The organism is Promicromonospora sp. NPDC110617 (assembly GCF_055598465.1).
Genome location: NZ_JBVKBM010000006.1, coordinates 24,523 through 43,391, shown reverse-complemented (window position 1 = coordinate 43,391; position 18,869 = coordinate 24,523). Strand labels below are relative to the sequence as shown.

Annotated in this window: 14 protein-coding genes; 12 read left to right on the top strand and 2 right to left on the bottom strand. The window is 72.6% G+C overall.

Annotated elements, in window-relative coordinates:
• The first annotated feature begins 192 nt into the window (after positions 1-192).
• The 7 genes from ACZ7LE_RS25670 (at position 193) to ACZ7LE_RS25640 (ending at position 10,227) form a co-directional block, all read left to right on the top strand.
• The gene (locus tag ACZ7LE_RS25670) at positions 193-1,323 is read left to right on the top strand and encodes a ThiF family adenylyltransferase (protein ID WP_470406054.1); all 1,131 of its coding nucleotides are present in this window, start codon (positions 193-195) and stop codon (positions 1,321-1,323) included.
• A gap of 231 nt (positions 1,324-1,554) precedes the next feature.
• Positions 1,555-3,723 (top strand): PhoX family protein, encoded by a 2,169-nt coding sequence (locus tag ACZ7LE_RS25665; RefSeq protein WP_470406053.1) that lies wholly within the window; start codon positions 1,555-1,557, stop codon positions 3,721-3,723.
• A gap of 139 nt (positions 3,724-3,862) precedes the next feature.
• Entirely contained in the window at positions 3,863-4,891 is a 1,029-nt protein-coding gene (locus tag ACZ7LE_RS25660) for a hypothetical protein (RefSeq protein ID WP_470406052.1), read from the top strand.
• The gene (locus ACZ7LE_RS25655; RefSeq protein WP_470406051.1) at positions 4,888-6,468 is read left to right on the top strand and encodes a phenylacetate--CoA ligase family protein; all 1,581 of its coding nucleotides are present in this window, start codon (positions 4,888-4,890) and stop codon (positions 6,466-6,468) included. Before ACZ7LE_RS25660 ends, ACZ7LE_RS25655 begins: the two co-directional genes overlap by 4 nt.
• 91 nt (positions 6,469-6,559) lie before the next feature.
• Positions 6,560-7,846 (top strand): cysteine desulfurase family protein, encoded by a 1,287-nt coding sequence (locus tag ACZ7LE_RS25650; RefSeq protein ID WP_470406050.1) that lies wholly within the window; start codon positions 6,560-6,562, stop codon positions 7,844-7,846.
• A complete protein-coding gene (gene mnmA, locus ACZ7LE_RS25645) occupies positions 7,843-9,036 on the top strand; it encodes a tRNA 2-thiouridine(34) synthase MnmA (RefSeq protein WP_470406049.1) in 1,194 nt (397 codons plus the stop codon). The genes ACZ7LE_RS25650 and mnmA overlap by 4 nt, the downstream gene beginning before the upstream one ends.
• Positions 9,037-9,189: 153 nt before the next feature.
• Entirely contained in the window at positions 9,190-10,227 is a 1,038-nt protein-coding gene (locus ACZ7LE_RS25640; RefSeq protein WP_470406048.1) for a uroporphyrinogen decarboxylase/cobalamine-independent methonine synthase family protein, read from the top strand.
• A gap of 36 nt (positions 10,228-10,263) precedes the next feature.
• Here the strand turns inward: ACZ7LE_RS25640 and ACZ7LE_RS25635 are convergent, their stop codons facing one another.
• Positions 10,264-12,456 carry a prolyl oligopeptidase family serine peptidase gene (locus ACZ7LE_RS25635; protein ID WP_470406047.1) on the bottom strand — a complete coding sequence of 731 codons (2,193 nt, stop codon included), beginning with the start codon at positions 12,454-12,456 and terminating at the stop codon, positions 10,264-10,266.
• 324 nt (positions 12,457-12,780) lie between these two features.
• Here ACZ7LE_RS25635 and ACZ7LE_RS25630 point away from each other — a divergent pair, with 324 nt between their 5' ends.
• From ACZ7LE_RS25630 to ACZ7LE_RS25610, 5 genes are all read left to right on the top strand, one after another.
• Entirely contained in the window at positions 12,781-14,457 is a 1,677-nt protein-coding gene (locus ACZ7LE_RS25630; protein WP_470406046.1) for an ATP-binding protein, read from the top strand.
• 17 nt (positions 14,458-14,474) lie between these two features.
• Positions 14,475-14,867 carry a roadblock/LC7 domain-containing protein gene (locus ACZ7LE_RS25625; RefSeq protein ID WP_397398605.1) on the top strand — a complete coding sequence of 131 codons (393 nt, stop codon included), beginning with the start codon at positions 14,475-14,477 and terminating at the stop codon, positions 14,865-14,867.
• A 110-nt stretch (positions 14,868-14,977) separates the two neighbouring features.
• Positions 14,978-15,331 (top strand): DUF742 domain-containing protein, encoded by a 354-nt coding sequence (locus ACZ7LE_RS25620; protein WP_377230406.1) that lies wholly within the window; start codon positions 14,978-14,980, stop codon positions 15,329-15,331.
• Positions 15,312-15,923 (top strand): GTP-binding protein, encoded by a 612-nt coding sequence (locus ACZ7LE_RS25615; protein ID WP_350224608.1) that lies wholly within the window; start codon positions 15,312-15,314, stop codon positions 15,921-15,923. Before ACZ7LE_RS25620 ends, ACZ7LE_RS25615 begins: the two co-directional genes overlap by 20 nt.
• Before the next feature lie 47 nt (positions 15,924-15,970).
• A complete protein-coding gene (locus tag ACZ7LE_RS25610; protein ID WP_470406045.1) occupies positions 15,971-17,161 on the top strand; it encodes a cytochrome P450 family protein in 1,191 nt (396 codons plus the stop codon).
• A 133-nt stretch (positions 17,162-17,294) separates the two neighbouring features.
• Here the strand turns inward: ACZ7LE_RS25610 and ACZ7LE_RS25605 are convergent, their stop codons facing one another.
• Entirely contained in the window at positions 17,295-18,824 is a 1,530-nt protein-coding gene (locus ACZ7LE_RS25605) for a flavin-containing monooxygenase (RefSeq protein ID WP_470406044.1), read from the bottom strand.
• Positions 18,825-18,869 lie beyond the last annotated feature (45 nt).

Sequence of the window (18,869 nt, the reverse complement as noted above, 5' to 3'; positions counted from 1 at the left end):
CGTCCGGCGCCGTCCGGCCGATGCCGTCCGGCCGGCTGTCTGGACCGGCTGCCCCGCGGGACCGGCCGGTCCGCGCTCGCCGGGTTCTCTTCGAGGCCCGGGTTTCTCGCCTTTCGGACGTCGCACAGCGGAGAAACCCGGGCCTCGAGGGGGAGTGTGCGCCGACCCCGTTCGAGGTGGTGGAATGACGGGATGGAGCCGTTCGTGAACCCCGCAGGCGGGCTCGGGCCCGCCGAGCGCCGTCGGGCCGCGCGACACCTCCTGCTCGACGGCTTCGGTCTGGCCGCGCAGGAGCGCCTCGCCGCGTCGCGCGTCGTCGTGGTCGGTGCGGGCGGCCTCGGGTCGCCCGCGCTCCAGTACCTCGCGGCGGCCGGCGTGGGCACGCTCGGCATCATCGACGACGACGTCGTGGAGGCCTCCAACCTGCAGCGCCAGGTGCTGCACTCGGTGGCCGACGTCGGACGCGCCAAGCCTGACTCGGCGGCCGACACCCTGCGCGGGCTGGCCCCCGAGGTCGAGGTGATCGTGCACCGCGAGCGGCTCACGAGGGACAACGCCGCCGCGATCCTGGCCGGGTACCACCTGGTGGTCGACGGTTCCGACACGTTCGAGACGCGCTACGCCGTGTCCGACGCCGCAGCGCGGCTGGGGCTGCCGGTCGTCTGGGGCACCGTGCTGGGCTGGGACGGCCAGGTGAGCGTCTTCTGGTCGGCGTCGCCGGACGGGCGCGCGATCACCTACCCCGACGTATTCGGCCCGCAGCCGCCCGAGGGGGAGTCGTGCGCGACCGTGGGCGTGCTCAGCCCGGCGTGCGGCGTGGTGGGCTCGACCCTGGCGGTCGAGGCGGTCAAGGTCCTGACCGGTACGGGCGACCCGGCGCTGGGCCGCCTGCTCGCCTACGACGCGCGGACGTCCGCGTGGGACACGATCGAGCTGGCCGCGCCGCCGGCGGCCGACGTCGACGGCGCGGACGCGGCGCCCGTGTCGGCGGGGTCGCCCTCGGTGGCACCGGGCACGGTGGAGGTACCGCCGTCGTCGTCCGACCTGCCCGGTGGGCTGAGCGAGCCGAAGAGGCCCGGCGACTCCGGCGCCCCCGGCGTGCTGCTGCTCGACGTCGGGCTGCGGCCGGGCGGCGTACCCGGCGCCGTGTTCGCGCGCCTGGAGGACCTGGCCGCCGGAGTCTTCCCGCCGGAGCTGCTGGACCACCCGGCCGACCGGCCCGTGGTCGTCGTGTGCGAGCGGGGCCTGCGCTCGCGCGGCGCGGAGCAGCTGCTGCGTGCCGAGGGCTGGCGGGACGTCACGAGCCGCGCTCTCGTCGGTTAGGTGGACGCGGGGCCAGTGACCTCGGCCGCCTGCATCGAGACCGGTCCATCGCAGGACCGATCTCGATGCGAACGACCGAAGTCGGCTGTGGCCCCGGAGCCCGGAGCCCGGAGCACCCACCTGCTGGACACGTCCCGTTCACCTGGGCGTACCGGACCTTTCGTGGCGCAGACATCGCCTGCTCCTAGGTTGACGACGTCCCACCCCCCTTTTCGGACCGGAGAGCCTCCGATGACGATCGCCCCTGAGAACCGCCCGCTGCTGACGGTGCACACGCATGCGCGTGGCAAGCGCAGCCCCGTCACCTGTCGCCTCAAGTGCAATGACGCGTGCCTTCACCCCGCGCCGAACGAGAGCGCCAACGAGTACTTCAAGGACGTCGTGAGCTCGGTGCTGTCGCGCCGCGCGATGCTCGGCACGCTGGCCGTCGCCGCCGGTGCCGTGGTGATCGGCGCGCAGGGCACCGCCGACGCGCCGTCGGCCGCCGCCGCGCCGCTGCCCGAGGGCCGGTTCCCCGGCGGCGGGCACAGCAAGGGCCTGTCGTTCGGCGCCATCGACCCGCAGCCCGTCGACGTCGACGCGCTGGTGGTCCCCGAGGGTTACACCTGGGACCCGATCATCCGCTGGGGCGACCCGATCCTCCCGGGCGGCCGCACCTTCGACCCGAACAACCAGTCGCCGGAGCAGCAGGCCAAGCAGTTCGGCTACAACTGCGACTACCTCGACATCCTGCCGATCCAGCCCGGCGACAAGCACCGCGGGACGCGCGGCATCCTCGTCTCGAACCTGGAGTACACCAACCCCGAGATCATGTTCCCGCCCACCGCGAGGTACTGGGACATCGCCGCGGACGGCAGCCGCACCAAGAACGCCTACTCCCGCGCGATCGAGCGGGCGGCGCACGGCATGGCCGTCGTCGAGGTGCGCCGCCGCAGCACGGGCAAGCCGTGGGACTACCAGCGCATCAGCGTGCTGAACCGCCGCATCCACCTGGACACCGAGTTCGTGCTCGACGGCCCGGCCGCCGGCTCGGACCTGCTCAAGACCGCCGCGGACCGCACCGGCCGGCGCGTGCTGGGCACCATGAACAACTGCGCCGGCGGCACCACGCCGTGGGGCACCGTCCTGTCGGGCGAGGAGAACTTCAACGGCTACTTCGTGGCCGCCGGGGTGAACCCGACCGCGGACGCCCGCTACGGCATCGGCACCTCCACCAGCTACGGCTGGGAGGCCGACGAGCCGCGCTTCGCGCAGTCCGCGGGCTACGAGAACGAGGCCAACCGCTTCGGCTGGATCGTCGAGCTCGACCCGTACGACCCGACCGCCAAGCCGGTCAAGCACACCGCGATGGGCCGGTTCAAGCACGAGGGCGCCAACGTCACGCTGTCCCGCAAGGGTCACGCCGTCGCGTACATGGGCGACGACCAGGCGTTCGACTACGTCTACAAGTTCGTCTCGAAGGACCGCGTGGCCAAGGGCGACTCCCGCTGGGCGCGCACCCACAACAAGACGCTGCTGTCCGAGGGCGACCTGTTCGTGGCCAAGTTCACCGGCGACTCGCCGGCCGCCCAGATCGACGGCTCGGGCGCGGTGCCGGCAGACGGCGCGTTCGACGGCACCGGTGAGTGGCTCCCGCTCGTCCAGGACGGCCGCAGCAAGGTTCCGGGCATGTCGGTCGAGGAGGTGCTGATCTACACGCGCCTGGCGGCGGACAAGGTGGGCGCCACCAAGATGGACCGCCCCGAGGACGTCGAGATCAGCCCCGTCACGGGCCGGATCTACGTGGCCTGCACCAACAACTCGGGCCGCACCCCGGGCAACGCGACCGAGGGCGCCACCGAGGCCAACCCGCGCACCCACAAGGTCGTCGGCGGCGTGACCACCAACGGCAACCGGGACGGCCACGTGGTCGAGATCATCCCGTCGGGCGACCAGACCTCCACGCGGTTCACGTGGAACCTGCTGCTCGTGGCCGGCGACCCCGCCGTCGAGGGCACGTACTTCTCGGGCTACCCGAAGGACCGGGTCTCGCCCATCTCGTGCCCCGACAACCTCGCGTTCGACGCCGAGGGCAACCTCTGGATCTCGACGGACGGCCAGCCCAGCTCGTCGGCGATCGCCCGGTGCGACGGCCTGTTCAAGGTGCCGGTCGCGGGCCGCGAGCGGGGCCACGTCCAGCAGTTCCTCTCGGTGCCCGCGGGTGCCGAGACCTGCGGGCCGCTGGTCGACTCGCGCGACGGCATGGTCTACGTGAACGTGCAGCACCCGGGCGAGAACGGCTCCTTCGAGGCGCCGGACTCGTACTTCCCGGACTACGTCGGCGCGGGCGCCACCGTCGAGGCCGGCGACTTCCGCGGCCCGCGCCCCACGGTCGTCCAGGTCTACCGCGACCGCCACTGATCACGCGCCGCTGAGTGCGGGGTATTTGCGCTTCCGGCCGGTCCGGGAGCACAAATACCCCGCACTCAACTTTCCGGGGTGCATAACGGTTCGACATCTTGCCGGTCGGTAGGTCCACTGCTCGCGCTAGGTTGCGGTCGTGTCGCACACCGAGCCGTGGCTGAGCATCGTCGAGGACGCCCGCCACTACCCGTCCCCCCACAACTCGCAGCCCATCAAGCTGCGCCCCGTGGACGAGTCCACCGCCGCGCTCTACTACGACCTCGACCTCGGGCTGCCCGCCGAGTCGTTCGGCATCCCGTTCGGGCACGTCTGCGCCGGCGTCTTCCTGGAGTCGCTCCGCACGGTGGCCGAGGGGCTCGGGTACGGGGTCGAGGAGACCCTCGACCACGGCGAGATGGACTTCGGCGGCACCGACCGCCTGCACCACCTGGGCACGGTCCGGCTCGTCCCGCGCCCCGTGTCCGACGCCGCCCGTGCGCGGCTCGAGCTGTTCCGGTCCCGCCGGACGTCGCGCCGTCCGTACGACGCCCGGCTGGTGCCCGACGACGTCGTGGCCGCCGCGACCGCCGTCGCCGGCGAGGCCGGGCACACGTTCCGCACGACCGCCGAGCCGGGCACGGTGCGCCGGCTGGTGCACATCAACCAGGCCACGCTCTTCTCCGACCTGCGCAACGACGCCGTCTACGAGGAGATCATGACCTGGCTGCGCTTCAGCAAGGACGACGCCCGCACGCGGGCCGACGGTCTGAGCGCCGAGGCCATGCTCATGCCCGGCGGCCTGCTCCGGTTCGCGATGGGCCACCGCGGCCTGTGGGACGCGCCGGTCATCGGCGGGGCGATCCGCGCGATGTACCTGAACACCATGCGCGGGGTGCGGCAGCTCGGCTGGCTGGAGGGCCCGTTCGCGCGGCCGGCCGACCACGTCGAGGCGGGTCGCACCTTCATGCGCCTCTGGCTGGAGCTCACCGCCCACGGCGTGCGGCTCCACCCGTTCGGCACGGTGATCACCAACCCCGGCTCGCACGAGGCGTTCGCCCGGGAGGTGGCCGCCGACGAGAGCGGCGACCGCATGGCCTGGATGCTGTTCCGGTTCGGGTACAGCAAGACCCCGCCGGTGGCGCACCGCCGTCCGGCCACCTCGATGCTGCTGGGAGCCGAACGATGAGACGTGTCCTCGCCTTCACCCTCGTCGCCCTGGTGGACGCCGTCGTCCGCCCCCTGACGTACAGCGTGCACACGCACAAGCTGCTGCTCGGGCCGGGCATCGAGCCGCTGCGCTGGTGGCTCGGCCGGCTGCGCGCCTGGCGCACCTTCGACCTGGCGGCGCGCGAGGTGCCCGCCTACCGCGCGTTCCTCGCCGAGCACGGCCGCGACAGCCGGCTGCGCCACACGGGCTCGCTCGCGGAGACGTTCCGGGGCATCCCGGAGATGGACAAGGAGTCCTACGTCAAGCGGTGGAGCATCCCCGAGCGCTGCATCGGGGGAGCGCTGCCGCGGCGCGGCGTCGTCGTGGACGAGTCGTCCGGCAGCTCCGGGACGCCCACGAGCTGGGTGCGCGGCAGCGAGGAGCGCGCGGCGACCCGCCAGCTCCTCCAGGTCGGCTTCGCGCGGACGGCGTCGACCCTGCGCAAGAAGCCGTTCGTGCTCAACGCGTTCTCGCTCGGCGCGTGGGCCACCGGCATGAACGTCACGGCCTCGTTGACCGAGGTCACGATGATCAAGTCCTGCGGGCCCGACAAGGACAAGATCATCGCCACGATGCAGGAGTTCGGGACCGACTACACCTACATCATCACCAGCTACCCGCCGTTCCTGAAGTCCCTGTTCGAGGACGACCGGCTGGACTGGGCCGCCTACGACATCGTGGCCGCGTTCGGCGGCGAGGGCATCAGCGAGAACATGCGCTCGCACATCCTGAAGTACGCCCACAGCGTGTTCGGCTCCTACGGGGCGAGCGACCTGGAGATCAACCTCAGCATCGAGACCGACTTCACCGTCGCCCTGCGCCGCGCCGTCAGCGCGGACCCGCGCCTGTCCGAGCGGCTGACGCGGACCGGCGAGTACGGCGTGCTCCCGATGATCTTCCAGTTCAACCCCTTCGACTACCTGCTGGAGACCAACGACGACGGCGAGCTGGTCGTGACCATCGCCCGCGACCGCAACATCAACCCCCGCGTGCGCTACAACATCCACGACCGCGGCCACGTCATGCGCGTGCGCGACGTCCTGCCGGTGCTCAAGGAGCTCGGCCACCACGAGGTCGTGGCCGAGAAGTTCCTCGACCTGCCGCTGCTGTTCCACTACGGGCGCTCCGACCTGTCCGTCGACTACAACGGCGCCGTCATCGGGCCGGACGCGCTGCGCGACGTGGTGCACAGCGACCCCGAGCTCCTGGAGGCGGTCGAGAACCACCGCCTGATCAGCTACGAGGACGAGCGCGGCGACCGCCAGCTCCACATCGCGCTCCAGCTCGGCGCGAGCGCGACCGAGGCGGCCACCCTGGACCAGGACCGGCTGCGCGTCTTCGTCGTCGACGAGCTCAGGCGCCGCAACGGCGACTTCCACAACGGCGTCCGCACCGCGCCGGACGGCACGCTGCCCACCATCGCGTTCTACGCCCACCGCACCGGACCGTTCGCCACGGACAGCGGCAAGCTCAAGAACGAGTACGTCTGGCAGCTCCCCGCGGGCGCCCTGGACCGGTGGGAGACGGACCTCTCCCACGTGTTCCCCCGGGAGTGAGACGGGCGCGGGCCGGGCGCACGCCCGGCGTGAGCATCGCGCGGCTCACACCCCGGGAAGCGTTCCCGGTCCGGATGCGTTCGTAGACTTGATGATCGTGACCACTCCGCCCCCTGACCCGGCGCGCACGCCCCTGACGGCGAGCGGCGCCCACGGCGAGCCCACCCGCGAGCCCGACGCGGCGTACCTCGACCACGCCGCGACCACGCCGATGTCGGCCGCGGCGCTCGCGGCGTACGTCGCCGAGGCACAGCGCACGGGCAACGCGTCGTCCCTGCACTCGGCGGGCCGCACGTCGCGGCGCGCCGTCGAGGAGGCGCGGGAGACGCTCGCGAAGGCCCTGGGCGCGCGGCCCAGCGAGGTCATCTTCACGTCGGGCGGCACCGAGTCGGACAACCTGGCGATCAAGGGCATCTTCTGGGGACGCCGGGCGCAGGACACGCGCCGCACCCGCGTCCTCGTCTCCGCCGTCGAGCACCACGCGGTGCTCGACCCCGCGTTCTGGCTGGCGGGCCACGCGGGCGCGGAGATCGTGCTGCTGCCCGTCGACGCCGAGGGCCGGCTCGACCTCGACGCCCTGCGCGCCGAGCTCGCCGCCCACGCCGCCGAGACGGCGCTGATCAGCGTCATGTGGGCCAACAACGAGGTGGGCACGCTCCAGCCGGTCCGCGACGTGGTGCGCGCCGCGCGCCCCTACGGCATCCCTGTGCACACCGACGCCGTGCAGGCGGTCGGCCAGTCCGAGGTGGACTTCGCGGAGTCCGGCGTGGACGCCATGACCGTCTCCGCCCACAAGCTGGGCGGCCCCGTCGGCGTGGGCGCCCTGCTCGCGCGCCGCGACCTCGCGCTCGACGCCGTGCTGCACGGCGGCGGGCAGGAGCGCGGTGTGCGGTCCGGCACGCTCGACGCCGCCTCGATCGCGGCCTTCGGCGTCGCGGCGCGCCACGCCGTCGAGTGCCTGCCCCAGCGGGCCGCGCGCCTGCGCGCGCTGCGCGACGCGCTCGTCGCCCGGGTGGGTGTCGCCGCGCCGTCCGCGGTGCTGCGCGGCCCCGACCCGGCGTCGGGCGACCGGCTGCCCGGGAACGCGCACTTCACGTTCCCCGGCGCCGAGGGCGACTCGCTGCTGTACCTGCTGGACTCCGCGGGGGTGCAGGCGTCCACCGGCTCGGCGTGCCAGGCGGGCGTGCCGCAGCCGTCGCACGTGCTGCTCGCGATGGGCGTCCCCGAGGCCGAGGCCCGCGGCGCCCTGCGCTTCACGCTCGGGGCGACGTCCACCGAGTCCGACGTCGACCGCCTCGTGGCCGCGCTGCCGCAGGTCGTGGCCCGGGCGCAGGCCGCGGGCCTGGTGTCGGGCCGCGCGCTGGGCGGCGCGTCGTGAGGGTGCTGGCCGCCATGTCGGGCGGCGTGGACTCCGCGGTCGCGGCCGCGCTCGCCGTCGAGGCGGGGCACGACGTGGTGGGCGTGCACATGGCGCTCTCGCGCAACCGGGACCAGTTCCGGACGGGCTCGCGCGGCTGCTGCTCCATCGAGGACGCCGGCGACGCGCGCCGGGCCGCCGACGTGCTCGGCATCCCGTACTACGTGTGGGACCTGTCCGAGCGGTTCGAGGACACAGTCGTGGCCGACTTCCTCTCCGAGTACGAGGCCGGCCGCACCCCCAACCCGTGCGTGCGCTGCAACGAGCACATCAAGTTCGAGGCCCTGCTGGACAAGGCGACGGCCCTGGGGTTCGACGCCGTCGCGACGGGTCACTACGCGCAGATCGTCACCCGGGAGGTCGCCGGGGCGGACGGCGGGCCGCGCACCGTGCGCGAGCTGCACCGCTCGCCGAACGACGCCAAGGACCAGTCGTACGTGCTGGCCGTCGCCGGCCCGGAGCGGCTGGCGCGCGCGATGTTCCCGCTGGGCGGTTTCGCCTCCAAGGACGAGGTCCGGGCCGAGGCCGCGCGCCGCGGCCTGTCGGTCTCCGCCAAGCCCGACTCCTACGACATCTGCTTCGTCGCCGACGGCGACACCCGCGGGTTCCTGCAGTCCCGCCTGGGGTCGCGCCCGGGCGAGGTGGTGGACGTCGACGGCGAGGTGGTGGGCGAGCACGACGGCGCCTACGCGTTCACGGTGGGTCAGCGGAAGGGTCTCGGGCTGGGCCGCCCCGCGGCCGACGGCCGGGCGCGGTACGTCGTGGACGTGCAGCCCGCGACGAACACCGTGGTCGTGGGCCCCGCGGAGCTGCTGAGCGTGGACCGGATCGCGGGGGAGAAGGCCCTGTGGTTCGACGGCGTGCTGGAGCACGAGCCCGACGGGTGGTTCGACGCCGAGGTGCAGGTGCGCGCGCACGGGGCGCCCGTCCCGGCGCGGGTGCGGGCTTCCGGTGGGGATGTTTCTGGCGCGGGTGCTTCGGGCGTGGACGACTCCGGCACGGACGTTGTCGGCCCCACCATGGAGATCGAGCTGACGGGTACGCCCCTGCGCGGGGTCGCGGCGGGTCAGTCGGTCGTGGTGTACCGCGGCACGCGGGTGCTGGGTCAGGCGACCGTCTCGCGCGCCTGGCGGGCTCCGGCCGGCGGGTAGTCGCCCGGCCGGTTCCGCGTGCGGCAGCGCGTCCGGGAGAATCAGCACCACGGCGGGGACGGCCACGTGCCCTGCGACCCGGCGGGGACGACGCCGGGACCACCTGGACCGGCGTCGCACGACGCGGGGACCACCCCTGAACGAGGAGAGCCGATGACTGCGGTGAGCGGGCACGGGCCCTGGCCCGGCGGCGAGCGCGACGTGCTGGAGGCGCAGAAGACGGCGCTGGGCGAGCTCGCGGAACTCCCGACCGGCGTCGACGCGGTGCCGTTCCTGACGCAGCTCACGCAGCGCGGCCCGGGCGCGGACCCGCTGGGGCGCACCGCGGCGCTCCTGACCGAGATGCCCGTCGAGCTCGGCCCGCACGGCTGGAAGCTCACGGAGCGTCCCGGCGTGGACGGCCGCCGGTCGGAGGCGTTCTGGCGCGAGGACCTGGGTGCGCTCGCCATCGCGGCGCACGGCCACACGGGCGCCCTCACGGTCGAGGTGCTGGGGCCGTGGACCCTGGCGGCCCAGCTCTGGTCGGCCCGCGGGGACCGCGTCCTGGCGGACGCCGGTGCCCGCGCCGACCTGGCGCTCGCCCTCGCGGACGGCGTGCGCACGCTCGTGTCCGACGTCGTGGCCCAGGTGCCCGGCGCCGAGGTGACCGTGCAGGTCGCGGAGCCGCTGCTCGGCCAGGTGCACGCGGGTGTGCTGCCCACGTTCTCCGGGTTCTCCCGCCTGCGGGCCGTGGCGGGGCCCGAGATCGTGGGCGGGCTGGAGCCGGTGCTCGCGGCGGTCCGCGACGCCGGCGCGCGCTCCGTGGTGCACCTCGGCGGCACCTGGGTGGGTGTTCCGCCGGTGGTGCTCGCCGGGGCGGACGCGCTGGGGCTCGACCTGGCCGACGTCGGCCCGGGCGGCTGGAACGAGAAGGCCTGGGAGCTGATCGCGCGCGCCGTCGAGCGGGGCACCGGGCTGTGGGCGGGGCTGCCGCCCGCGCAGGTCTCGCAGTGCGCGGGCCCCGCCCTGGGCGAGCTCGCCGACGTGGTCGGGGTGCCGTGGCGCCGCATCGGGCTGCCCGCCGCGCAGCTCGCCGACGTCACGCTGCTGGCCGCCCCGCGCCGTCAGCTCGGCTCGACGGACGCGCACCGCGCTGAGCTGGCCAACCTGGGCCGCGTCGCGGAGACCCTGGCGGAGAAGGCCGAGGCCTGACTCCTCGGAGGTGAAGCGGCCAGCCGGCCGGGTCAGCTAGCCGGCCAGGCGGTTCCACAGGAACGTCCAGTGCGTCGCCGCCATGTACGCCGCCTGCGCGTTGTTGGCCGCGCCGCCGTGCCCGCCCTCGATGTTCTCGTAGTACGTCACGTCCTTGCCCGCGGCGAGCATGAGCGCCGCCATCTTGCGGGCGTGGCCCGGGTGCACCCGGTCGTCCTTGGTCGACGTCGTGAACAGCACCGGCGGGTACCGACGCGCGGCGTCGAACAGGTGGTACGGCGAGAACGTCCGCACGAACTCCCAGTCGGCGGTGTCCGGGTCGCCGTACTCGGCCATCCACGACGCGCCCGCCAGCAGGTGCGAGTACCGCTTCATGTCCAGCAGCGGCACGCCCACGATGATCGCGCCGAACAGCTCCGGGTACTGCGTGAGCATGTTGCCCGCCAGCAGCCCGCCGTTGGACCGGCCCTCCATGCCGAGGCGCTCCGGCACGGTGACGCCCCGCGCGACCAGGTCACGCGCCACGGCCGCGAAGTCCTCGTAGGCCCGGTGCCGGTCGGCCTTCAGCGCGGCCTGGTGCCAGGCCGGGCCGTACTCGCCGCCGCCCCGGATGTTCGCCACGGCGTACACCCCGCCACGGTCCAGCCACGCCCGCCCGATCGTGCCCGAGTACCCGGGGAGGATCGCGTGCTCGAACCCGCCGTAGCCCCACAGCAGCGTGGGTGCCGGACCGGCCTGTCCGGACACCAGGTCCGCCCGGCCGACGACGAAGTACGGGACGCGCGTGCCGTCGTCCGACACCGTGAACTCCTGGCGCACCTCCAGGCCCGCCGCCTCGAAGTACGACGGCGCCGACTTGAGCACCTCGGGCGCGTCCTGCGCCGCGCCCACCGTGGCCAGGCCCAGCGTCGACGGCGTCAGGTAGCCCGTGGTGACCACCCAGACGTCGTCCGAGTCGACGACGTCCACCGCGCCGACACCCACCGTCAGCAGCTCGCCGCCCACGGGCAGGTCGGAGCGCACCCAACCCTTGTCGGTGGTCGAGCCTGTCGAGACCTGGGTCTCGACAGGCTCGACCACCGGGACGGCAGGCGGCGTCAGCACGTGCAGCAGGTTCTTCACGTCGTCGAGCACGTTGACCACGAGGTGGTGCCGCGTCCAGGTGGTCCCGGCGAGCGACGTCGTCGGCGTCGGCTCGAAGAGGACCGTCAGGTCGCGGGACCCGGCCATGAAGTCGTCGAACGGAGCGGCGAGCAGGGACCCGGCGCGGTACGTCGTGCCGGACGGCGTCCAGTCGTCGCGCAGCCGCACCAGCATCCACTCGCGGTGCAGGCCGACGTTGGCCGAGTCCGGCACGTCGATCTTCGTCAGGGTCTGCTCGGCCGTGCCGACGGCCGTGGCCAGGTACGTCTCGTTGGCGTAGAAGCGCAGCGCGCGGTGCACCAGGTCGCGCTCGAAGCCCGGCGTGTGCGAGCGGGACGCGCTGATGTACATGTCCTGCTCGGTGCCCTCGTACACGAGGGTCGCCTCGGCCAGCGGGGTGCCGCGCGTCCACCGCTTCACCTGCCGCGGGTAGCCCGACGGCGTCATCGTGCCCGCGCCGAAGTCGGTGAACACGTAGACCGTGTCCGCGTCGACCCAGGACAGCCCGCCCTTCGCCTCGTCACGGACGAACCCGCCCGCCTCGGGCGCCACGAACTGCTTGGTGACCAGGTCGAACTCGCGCGTGACGTCCGAGTCCGAGCCGCCGGGCGACAGGTCGACGAGCGCGTGCCGGCGGGGCTCGCCCGCGGCGAGCTGCTCCGGCGTCGGGCGCAGCACGCTCGCGCCGTGCCAGACCCAGCTCTCGCCCTCCTGCTCGGCGAACGCGTCGAGGTCGAGCACGACCTCCCACTCGGGGTCGTCGGTGCGGTAGGAGTCGAGCGTCGTGCGGCGCCACAGGCCGCGCTGGTGCTCGGCGTCCTGCCAGAAGTTGTAGTAGTGCTCGCCGACCTTCGAGACGTGCGGGATCTTGTCGTCCGAGTCGAGGACCTCGCGGACCTGGCCCTCGATCGTCGTGAAGAGGTCGCCGCCGAGCACGGCGGCGCTGTGCGCGTTGCGCTCGCGGACCCAGTCCAGGGCGGTGTCGCCCTCGACGTCCTCGAGCCAGGCGAACGGGTCGGTCGCGGGGTCGAGAGGAGTGTCGGGGAGAGCGGTTCGGGGGGCGGTCTGGGTGGGCTCGGCGCTCATGGTGAGCACCCTACGCGGCCAGTCGCGGCCGCCGCCGACGTCGGGCCCGCTTGCCGTCCGCCTGAACCCTCCACGCCCGTTTTTTGCTGATTTGGGGGGTTACTCGGCCACGGGCTCTCCCCATTCCTCACTGGCACATATTTTCGCAGTTCGCACCACGGTCGTGCCCTTCCACGTGTGGGACGGCCTGTGGTAGAAACTGCACTCCAGGGGGTTGTTCGCCCCCTTCAGCCGAGTTCGAGGTCCAGGTCGCGGTATCCGCCCTGTCCGGACCACCCGAACTCTGACGACACAACTACTAGGGGGATCGGCTCGGTGAGCTCGATGTCTTCTTCTCCTCCGCCCAGCAGGCTGCGCCAGGTCGCGCCCTGGGTGTGCGTCGCCGGTGTGCTCGCCTACGTCCTCGTGGCACCCGTCCTGTTCACCGCCACCGGGGCCAGCTCCACGTGGCCCGCCTGGCTCGTCGGCGTCGCCGCCGTCGGGCTCGCGGTGGCGGCCGCGCTGATCGCCGCGCGGTCCTCCCGTGACGACCTCGCCTCCCACGAGGACCTGCTCCTCGCCTACCGCCGGGCCGAGGAGCGCGCCGACGCTGCCTCCGCGGCCCTCGACGCCCTGGCGAAGGAGCAGCTCCCCGCGTTCCTCGACAGCGAGCCCGCCCCGCCCCTGCCGCACCTGCCGGGCGACGCCCGGGCCCAGGCGCGCCTGGACGAGGCGGCCGGCATGCTGGCCCGCGTCCAGGAGGAGCGGGTCGCCCGCCGCGACGCGGTCCAGGTCGCCGTCGTGGCGCTGAGCCGCAAGGTCCAGGCCGCCGCGCACCGCATCCAGGAGGAGGCGGCGCGCATGGTGCAGCGCCACCCCACCGACGCGGACATCCTGCAGACCTCCATGCGCGTCGACCACGCGGCGGCGCAGCAGGCCCGCCAGGCACAGAGCCTCGCGGCCCTGTGCGGCGAGTGGCCGGGCCAGCAGTGGAGCGAGCCGCTCCCGCTGCCCGACGTCGTCAAGGGCGCTGCCAGCCGCATCACCGCGTTCCACCGCGTCGAGGTGTCGGGTGACCCCGGCGTCGCCGTCTCGGCGCGCATCGTGGAGCCGCTCATCCACCTCGTGGCCGAGCTGCTCTCCAACGCCACGCAGTCCTCGCCGCCCACCACGCAGGTCCTCGTCGCCCTGCGCCAGGTGCAGCGCGGCGCGGTCGTCGAGATCGACGACTGCGGTGTGGGCCTCGACCTCAAGCAGCTCGAGCAGGCGCGCGACATCGCCTCCGGCAAGCGCGAGATCAGCATCACCGAGCTGGGCGAGATCCCGCAGACGGGCCTCGCGGTGGTCGGTACCTACGCCCGCCGCCACGGCTTCCGCGTGGACGTCACCGAGTCCGTCTACGGCGGCCTCCGCGCGATCGTCATGATCCCGGCCGAGCTCACCGAGGCTGTGGTGCCGTCGGGCATGCTGACGCCCGCCGCCACGCTGCCGAGCGCCAACGTCCCGTCCACCGGCGTCGCGGCGCTCGCGTCGAGCCGAGCCGCCACCGCCGTCGTGGAGGCACCGCTCCCGCGCGAGCTGCCCACGGCGAAGCCCGCCGAGGACGACGAGTGGCCAGCCCCTGCGGCGCCCGACGCCGCGACCGTGCTACCCGTCGAGCCGCTGAGCGTGCCCGGCGACGTGGTCGAGGACGAGGAGGAGACGCCCGTGGCCGGTGCTCACGTGAAGGCCCCCGGTGAGCTGCCCCTACGCCCTGGGCGAGCCCGCCCTGAGGATGACGAGTTCCCCGAGCCGGCTGCGCTCCCGCAGCGGCGGTCACGCCGTGGAGAGGCTGACGTGCCCACCGACCGGGCCGAGCCCAGGCCGGAGCCTCGTACCGAGGACACCGGTCCCGCTCAGACGGCCGAGGAGGCCGGTGAGTGGATGGGCGCCTTCTTCAGCTCCAGCGAGGCGCGGTTCGGGGACTCACCAGACAGCAGCGAACCGCCGGCTGGTGCCGGCGGACCTTCGGAGGACCGATGACTACGCAGGCCGACGGCATGACGAGCACCGACGGCAACAGCTGGATGCTCGAGCTCATCAGTGGTGTACGGGGGGTCAGGCATGTAGTCGTGCTCACCTCGGACGGGCTGATGAAGGTTCGGACCGACCAGACCCCGCTCGACGTGGCCGACAAGGTCTCGGCGGCATGCGCCGGACTGGCGGCGCTGGGGATCGGAATGAGCCGGGAGTTCGGGAACAGCGACACGATCCGCCAGGTGATGGTGGAGTTCGACGGCGGCTTCCTGTTCGTCCGAGGGGCCGGCGACGGCTCCCGCCTGGCGGTCATCACGGACACGGTGATCGACCCGGCACTGATTGCCCAGCAGATGCAGGCCCAGGTGCTCATGATCGGGGAGCGCACGCTGGGCACGGAGCGGATCAACAGCTGATCCCGTCTCCGGCGTCGTCACGGAAAGCAGTACCCGGGCCGTCCGCGGCCCGGCAGTTTCAAGCACCACCAGCTCGACCGACACCTGATCGACCAACAGGGGGCGAGGGGATGGACTCCGAGGAGTACCGCGATCACCCGGTGCGCTCGTACGTGCTCACCTCGGGACGTGCACACCCGTCGCGCAACACGCTGCGACCGGAGACGCTCGTCCGCGCCGTCGAGAGCCGGCCCGTGCTCTCGACGGCGGGCCGGCTGGAGCGTGAGCTGGTGCAGCTGTGCCACGGCACGCTCGCGCTGGCCGAGGTGGCGGCGTACCTGCAGCTACCGGTAAGTCTTGTGGCGGTCATGGTCTCGGACCTGGTCGACACGGGGAACCTGACGATTCGTTCCAACCATCAAGCGCACGTCCTGCCCGGCAAGGACATCCTGGAGAAGATTCTCGATGGACTCCGCAAGCTCTGACCGCACCGTGCCCGGACAGCACCTTGCGCCGACCGTGGCACGGTCGGTCAAGATCCTTGTCGTGGGTGCCTTCGGGGTGGGCAAGACGACGCTGATCGGTGCGGTCAGCGAGATCGAACCGCTGCGTACCGAGGAACGCATCACGACGGCGAGCGTGGGCATCGACCCGGGGCAGCCGAACAAGGAGACGACGACGGTCGCGATGGACTTCGGTCGCATCACCGTGACCGAGGACATCGCGCTCTACCTGTTCGGCACCCCGGGCCAGCGCCGCTTCTGGGACCTGTGGTCCGGTCTGGCGGACGGCGCCGTCGGCGCGCTCGTCATGATCGACACCCGGCACCTCGAGGACAGCTTCGAGGTGCTGGACCAGCTGGAGCTGCGCACCAAGATCCCGTTCGCGGTGGTCGTCAACCAGTTCCCGGACTCGCCGGACTACCCGCTCGAGCGGGTACGTGCGGCGCTGGACCTGCTGCCGGAGACGCCCATCGTCGAGTGCGACGCGCGCGACCGGCAGTCGGCCGTCCTGACCCTCATCACGCTGGTCGAGCACGCGATGACCTTCCCGGTCTTCCAGAAGGTCAACGCGTGACGTTGGCCAACAGACTGCATCGGCGGCTGGAAGACATTCCGGACCGGATGCAGCTGTCGGACATCACGACCGCGCGCGACCCGCACAAGCTCTACGAGCGGCTGCGGGACGAATGGGGCCCGGTGGCGCCCATGGACCTGGAGCCGGGCGTGCCCGCGTGGCTCGTGCTCGGCTACGACGAGGCCAGCAGCGTGATGCGCAACGAGCTGCTGTTCTCGCGCAACTCGCGCAACTGGCGGTACGTCCAGGAGCGCTCGCTGCCCGCGGACTCCGGCGTGTTCGCGGCGCTGGCGCCCCGCGAGAACGCCTACTTCCTCGACGGGATGCAGCAGCGTCGGCTGCGCGCCCCGCTCGACGACGCCCTCGGGTCCGTCGACGAGAAGCGCCTGGCCCGTACGGTCGCGGTGACGTGCGAGGCGATCATCGACCGCCTCATGCCGCGCGGCGAGGCGGACCTGGTGAAGGACTACGCGGTGGCGGTCCCCGTCATGGTCATGACCGAGATGTTCGGCATGAGCCTGTCCGACGGGAACAAGATGCACGAGCTCACCGAGGCCCTGTACGCGGGCAAGGAGAAGGCGCGCGCGGCGGCGATCGAGCAGGAGTCGCTGCTCGCGGTGCTCGTGGCCACCCACCGGGCCGAGCCCGGCGAGGACCTGACCACGGCCCTGGTGAACCACCCGAACCACGCGAACGACGTCGAGGTCATGGCCTCGATCGGCGTGATGTTCAGCCTGGGGCACGACGCCGAGATCGCCTGGATCGCGAGCACCCTGCACATGATCCTGACCGACCCGGCGTTCGCGGCCCGCGTGCGCCGTGGCCGGCTCGACCTCGACGACGCGCTGGACGAGGTGTCCCGGCGTCATCCGCCGGCGCCCCACGTCCTGCCCCGCTTCGCGCGGCAGGACTGCGAGCTGGGCGGACGTCGGATCGCGCTCGGCGACGCCCTCGTCCCCGCGGTGGCGGCGGCGAACGCGGACCGGGCCATCCGCACGGACGACCCGTGGGAGGAGCTGGGCAGCCGGTTCCACCTCACGTGGGGCGCGGGCGCGCACTCGTGCCCCGCGCACCGCATCGGCCCGCTCATCGGCCGCATCGCCGTGGACACCCTGTTGCGCCGCATCCTCGACATGGAGCTGACGGTGGCGTATGACTCGATCAAGATGTCGGTCTCGCCGTGGTCGCGCTACCCGCGCAGCCTGCCGGTGCGCTTCACGTCTCCGACGACCGTCTGACGGCGCCGTACGCGGCGTCCTGCACCATCTGACACCGCTTCGACACACCTCGGGCCCGGCCGGATCTCCCGGCCGGGCCCGCGGTGCGTCCTGACTGTGTCGCAGAAGGACGGCCTGAGGGTGGAGCGAGGCGTCAGCCCACGGACGAGTCCGAGCCGACGCGGTCCTTGGGCGCCTGGGCGCGGATCTTCTCCTTCAGGCGCGGCACCACGTTCTTGTAGACGGACGGGTCGATCGGCAGGAGCCACTGGATCGCCTGGGCGCGCTGGCTGATGTTCACGCCGGCCTCGTCCAGGGTCTCGTCGATCTGGTGCATCGAGAACGGGATGACGTTGGTGCCGCGGGCGTGCTTGCCGCCCGTGCGCTGCTCCATCCAGGCCACGCGCTCGGCGACGTGCTTGCGCCGCTCCTCGATCGGGGGCAGGTTCACGACGCCGCCCAGGTACGCGGCGATCCAGATCGCGCCCGCCTCGGCCGACAGCGGCGAGAACAGCGACGAGTTGTAGCCGGCGAAGGTCAGGTTCGGTACGCCGTCGGGCAGGATCTGCCGGTAGAGCTTGTAGTTGCCGTCCTCGTCCAGCAGGCGGGCGGACACGGCGTCGTCCAGGAACGGCACGCGCTGGTGGAAGCCGGTGCCGCAGACGACCAGGTCGGCGGGGATCCGGGCGCCGTCGCTGAGGACCGCGACCGGGCGGTCGCCGTCGGCCTCGAACCGCTGGATCTCGGTGTCGCGGTGCACCTTGATGGCGCCGCTCGCGACCTGCTCGTAGAACCCGTCCGTGGACAGCGACACGGTGCTGTTGGCGATGTCGGCGAACTCGCCCCGGGGCACGAGCCCGAGCTTCTTGAGCTTGAACTGCCAGGTCGCGACCGACCCGATGCTCGCGAGCATGCTCGCGCGCACCTTGTCGCCGGGGCCGTGCAGGAACCGCTCCATGCCGTTGTCCAGCTCCTGGTACTTGAACAGGGCCTCGCCGAGGCGGGACAGGAGCAGGTACTTCATGTTCAGGGAGTTGGCGATGCGCTTGGGCATCTTCCACAGCAGGCGCCGGGCGACGACGGTGGTGGACTCGGCGACCACGCCGATCTCGGCGGCGACGTCGCACGCCGACTTGCCGTAGCCGACCACCACGACGTTCTTGCCGCGGGCGTCCTCGAGGTTGTTGAGCTGGCTGGAGGCGACGAGCTTGCCGCCGGCGCGGACCAGGTCCGCGTAGCCCTCGTACTGCGGGAAGACCGGGTCGGAGAAGATGCCGTTGGCCACGACCAGGTGGTCGAACCGCTCGGGCGCCGAGACGGGGGCGCCGATGCGGCGCGCCGTCACCATCCAGCCGTCCTCCGCGTCGGTGAGCTCGGCGCGCACGACCTCGGTGGCGAGCCGGAGGTAGGGGCGCAGCTCGAACTTCGCGACGTACCGCTCCAGGTAGGCCTGAACCTGCTCGCCGGTGGGCCACTCCGGGTAGTCGCGCGGCATCGGCAGGTCCGAGAACGCGTACGAATCCTTGTTGTTCTGCGTCCGGAGACCGGAGTACCGGCGGGTCGCGCTCCACACGCCACCGACATCCGGCGCCTTTTCGAAGACGGTGACCTCGTGGTCGAACTCGCGGAGGGTTTTCGCGGTGGCGAGACCTGCGAACCCGGCACCGACGACGGCGATCTTCAAGGGACCCCTGCTCTCAGTAGATTTGCGGCATTTTGCTCGAATGGT